At 56.5% G+C, this 3,834-nt stretch carries 4 protein-coding genes; 2 read left to right on the top strand and 2 right to left on the bottom strand.

Annotated elements, in window-relative coordinates:
* Positions 1-229: 229 nt before the first annotated feature.
* Both Q0629_RS09825 and Q0629_RS09820 read left to right on the top strand, forming a co-directional pair.
* On the top strand, positions 230-955 hold the full coding sequence (locus Q0629_RS09825) for a class I SAM-dependent methyltransferase (RefSeq protein WP_298781981.1): 726 nt from the start codon (positions 230-232) through the stop codon (positions 953-955).
* A gap of 147 nt (positions 956-1,102) precedes the next feature.
* Positions 1,103-1,552, top strand: coding sequence for a carboxymuconolactone decarboxylase family protein (locus Q0629_RS09820; RefSeq protein ID WP_298781978.1), 450 nt, complete (start codon positions 1,103-1,105; stop codon positions 1,550-1,552).
* An 83-nt stretch (positions 1,553-1,635) separates the two neighbouring features.
* On the opposite strand, the gene Q0629_RS09815 is transcribed toward Q0629_RS09820, so the two are convergent.
* Both Q0629_RS09815 and Q0629_RS09810 read right to left on the bottom strand, forming a co-directional pair.
* Positions 1,636-2,025, bottom strand: coding sequence for a MerR family transcriptional regulator (locus Q0629_RS09815; protein WP_298781975.1), 390 nt, complete (start codon positions 2,023-2,025; stop codon positions 1,636-1,638).
* Positions 2,026-2,141: 116 nt separating this feature from the next.
* Positions 2,142-3,776: a malolactic enzyme gene (locus tag Q0629_RS09810; protein ID WP_298781972.1), complete on the bottom strand. Its 1,635-nt coding sequence runs from the start codon at positions 3,774-3,776 to the stop codon at positions 2,142-2,144.
* Positions 3,777-3,834 lie beyond the last annotated feature (58 nt).

Raw genomic sequence — 3,834 nt, 5'->3', positions numbered from 1 at the left:
CTGCCCCGACCCAACCCTGGAGGAGGCGTTCATCGCACTGATCGAAAGGCAGGACGCGGCCCCGTCGCCCTCCTCCTCCCCGATTTAGGGGGATCGAAGTTCAGCCATTTTGTGGTTTAAGCAACAGATTCTTTTTGCCTCCAATGCCAAAATAAACCCCAGGAAGTTAGTCTAAATAAACTTTAGAACTAGGGGTGATTTTATGGTTATGGAGGCAGGACACGTCTTTTTGGCACGACTTGGTAAACGACGGCTGCGTCCCGGCGGGCGGACGGCTACGGACTGGCTGATGCAGAGCGGCAAACTCAGCTCCAGGACGGAGGTCCTGGAGGTGGCGTGCAACATGGGCACGACGACCGCAGAGCTCGTTAAAAAATATGGATGCCACGTCACGGCGCTGGACCTGGACGCCCAAGCGCTGGCGAAAGCCCGAAAGAACCTCGCGGCCTCGTGTTCGGCAGGTCGCGTCAGCTTCGTCGAGGGGGACGCCACAGCATTGCCGTTCCCCGACGGCTCCTTCGACGTGGTGATCAACGAGGCCATGCTGACGATGTTGGCCCCTGAAAGTCGGGCTAAGGCCGTCGCTGAGTACTTCCGCGTGCTGAAAAGAGGCGGAGTGCTGCTGACGCAGGACGTCATGCTGACGGAGGAATCCCCCGAGCTCGTTCAGGGGTTGAGCCGGGCGATCAACGTCAGGTTCTATCCACTGACGGAGGCGGGATGGCGAAGCGTCTTTGAGGAGCGCGGGTTCACGAACCTGCAGGTTCGGCACGGGCCCGTCACCCTCATGACCTTGGGGGGGATGATCTACGACGAGGGGCTTTGGGGCGCGCTGCGGGTGTTTCTGAATGGCTGGAAGAAACAGGACCGCGGTTTTTTCCGGAGGATGTCCGGCTTTTTCAGAGCGCACCGAAAGCAGATGGACTACATTGCCGTCGTCAGCGTCAGGCCCTGAGCGAGGACAGCGTCCCCCAGGGGAGAAGGCTCGCTGCATGGCCGACGTCGCGCTCCTTACCGTTCGATTACGGTGAAAGATGAACCTCGCCAAGTCGGTGAAATCTCCAAGTGCGTCGCGATCGCTTGTCCTGGAGCCGGCTTCAGGGTGTACAGTGTTAAGAACAGCATCACCCTGCGCCGGAACTCCGACTGCCACACAGCGCAGGTTGACGACAACAAGGAGGAATTGGCTGTGGACACGATCCAAAAGGCTCAAGGCGGGAAGGGGCCCGCGCGGAAGGTCGTGCAGACCGCCGGGCGCGATGCGCTGGGCAATTTTGCACCGGACTTCGCCCGTTACAACGACGACGTCCTGTTCGGTGAAGTGTGGTCAAAGAACGACGTGCTCTCGCTGCACGACCGCAGCATCGTCACGGTTTCGGCCCTCGTTGCCAGCGGCGTCACCGGCCCGCTCAAATACCACATCGCGACGGCGAAGGAGAACGGCGTGACGAAGGAGGAGATGGTGGAGGTCCTCACGCAGCTCGCCTTCTACGCCGGTTGGCCCAAGGCGTGGGCAGCGTTTCCTGTGGCAAAGGAGGTTTACGGCGAATAAGGCGAGGACCGGAGGCGTAACGCGGGGGCTGTCCCGCACAAGAATCCGGGATGTGAGAACGGGGCCTGCAGGGAAGGCCCCGTTTAATTTTTGGTCTGTTCACCCAGCATCTGCTTTTCCTTTTCCAGAAACTCGGTTTCATAGTTGGCGATCTTGTAGTTCAGCTTTTTGGCCAGGGCCTTCAGCTCCTTGATACGGGCCAACAGCCGATCTCGCTGTCGGATCAGGATGCCCTTTCGCTCGGCCGTCGTCCTGCTCCCCTCCCGGTAGAGGGCGACGTACCGGACCAGCTCCTCGATCGGCACCCCGGCGCTCCTCATGCAAAAAATGAACTCGATCCACTTGATATCGCTCTCGTCGTAGTCCCTTATCCCACTTTTTCTCCCGACGGGGGGAATGAGCCCTACCCTTTCGTAGTACCTCAACGTGTCGGGCGAGATCCCACACCGTTCGCTGAGCTCTGTAGTGGTCACTGCTCAACGCCTTCTTCACGATCCGAACGGCCATTCAAATTACAGCCGAAAAGGGCAGAGCAAAGGCCGGCAATTGAGTTGTCAACTGCCAGCCTTTGTGTGAATAGGAAGCTGTCTTAGATCGTCTTGTAGACCGGATACCATTTGTTCGCTTTGACGTTCTCTGCGGGATTATCCGCATTGACGGTATTCAGCCCTTCTTTGACCGCTTCCGTCGCAACAGCCACCGCGACGGTTTCCGAGAATCTTGTCAATTCGGAAACCGGCGGAAGGACCGCGGCACCGGGTTTTGTCACGTCAATGATCCCGCCGAGGGAGTGCGCCGCTTTCGAGATCATTCCATCGGTCATCCGCTTTGCTCCAACTGAAATCGCACCAAGGCCGAGGCCGGGATAGATCAGTGCGTTGTTGGCCTGCCCGATCTCATAGGTCACACCGTTATATTCCACGGACTTTGAAGGGATACCAGTTGCAACCAGCGCTTTTCCATCCGTCCACGCAATCAGATCCGTGGCTTTCGCTTCTGCCAGCTCCGTCGGGTTAGAGAGCGGGAAGATGATCGGGCGTTTCGCGTGCGATGCCATCTCCTTGACAATCTCCTCCGTAAAGGCGCCGCCCTGCGTCGATGTCCCTACAAGGATCGTCGGGTGAACCGCTTTCACGGCCGCGGCAAGCGTCCTCAAATCATCGGCCTTTTCAAACTCGCTCCTCTTTCTGGCGAACGGCTTCTGCTCAGGCGTAAGGTCGTCCATATCGTCAAAGAGCAAACCCTGTTTATCCACCAGATAAAACTTTTTTCGCGCCTCATCCTCTGGGACGCCTTGGTCAAGCATTTCCTGATACACTCGGTTTGCGATTCCGCAACCCGCCGTTCCTGCGCCGAAGCACATGTAAATCTGTTCCCGCAGTTTCTGCCCACTGATCTTCAACGCACCGAGGATGCCTGCCAGAGAAATGATGCCGGTGCCCTCGATATCGTCGTTGAACACCGTATAGGTATCTTTGTACTTGTTCAGGATAACGGCAGCGTTGGAACGTCCGAAGTCCTCAAAGTGCAGGTACAGATGAGGGAACATCTCTTCAGCAGTCTTTACGAACCGATCGACGAACTCATAATATCTGTCGCCGCGAACGCGCTCATGACGATTTCCGAGATAAAGCGGGTCATTCAGCAGGCTCTGCCGGTTCGTGCCTACATCCAACACCACAGGCAGCACTTTGTTGGGGTCGATTCCGGCGGCTGCCGTGTAAACAGCGAGCTTTCCAACGGAGATCTCCACACCGTTGGTTCCCCAGTCGCCGATACCGAGAATCATCTCCGCGTCCGTCACGACGATCAGATTGATCTCGCGCCCGTTTGCTGCATTGATCAGCGTTTTTTTGATGTCCTCAGGGTGGTCGATGGACAGATACGCTGCGTTTTGCGGCTCAACGTAGAACTCACTGTACTGTTCGATGGCCTCCGCCACCACAGGATCGTAGACGATGGGCATGAACTCCACGATATGCTGACTGAATAAATAGTAGAACAGAGTTCGGTTCCGTCCGAAAATATCCATCAAGTAATGACGCTTCTCGATGTCGCTTGTTTTCCTGCACACATTTTCGTATGCCTGTCTGGCCTGTTCCTCGATGGTCTGCACCACGGGAGGAAGAAGACCTGCGAGGTTGTATTCCTCACGTTCTTCCATTGTAAATGCCGTTCCCTTGTTCAAAAAAGGATCGTTCAGTAACGCATAAGCTGTTTTCATGGGTTACCCCTCCCTAATTTTTATAGAGATAATCATTTCGGGTGTCCGTGTGCATCCA

Source organism: uncultured Fretibacterium sp. (assembly GCF_938030725.1).
In the GTDB taxonomy this organism is placed as follows: domain Bacteria; phylum Synergistota; class Synergistia; order Synergistales; family Aminobacteriaceae; genus Fretibacterium.
Note: the sequence above shows the minus strand (reverse complement) of the source record. Positions and strands in the feature narration are given on the sequence as shown.

What these genes read in the sequence shown, in the direction of transcription:
- Q0629_RS09810 (WP_298781972.1), bottom strand. Translation starts at nt 3,776, where the DNA reads ATGAAAACAGCTTATGCGTTACTGAACGATCCTTTTTTGAACAAGGGA.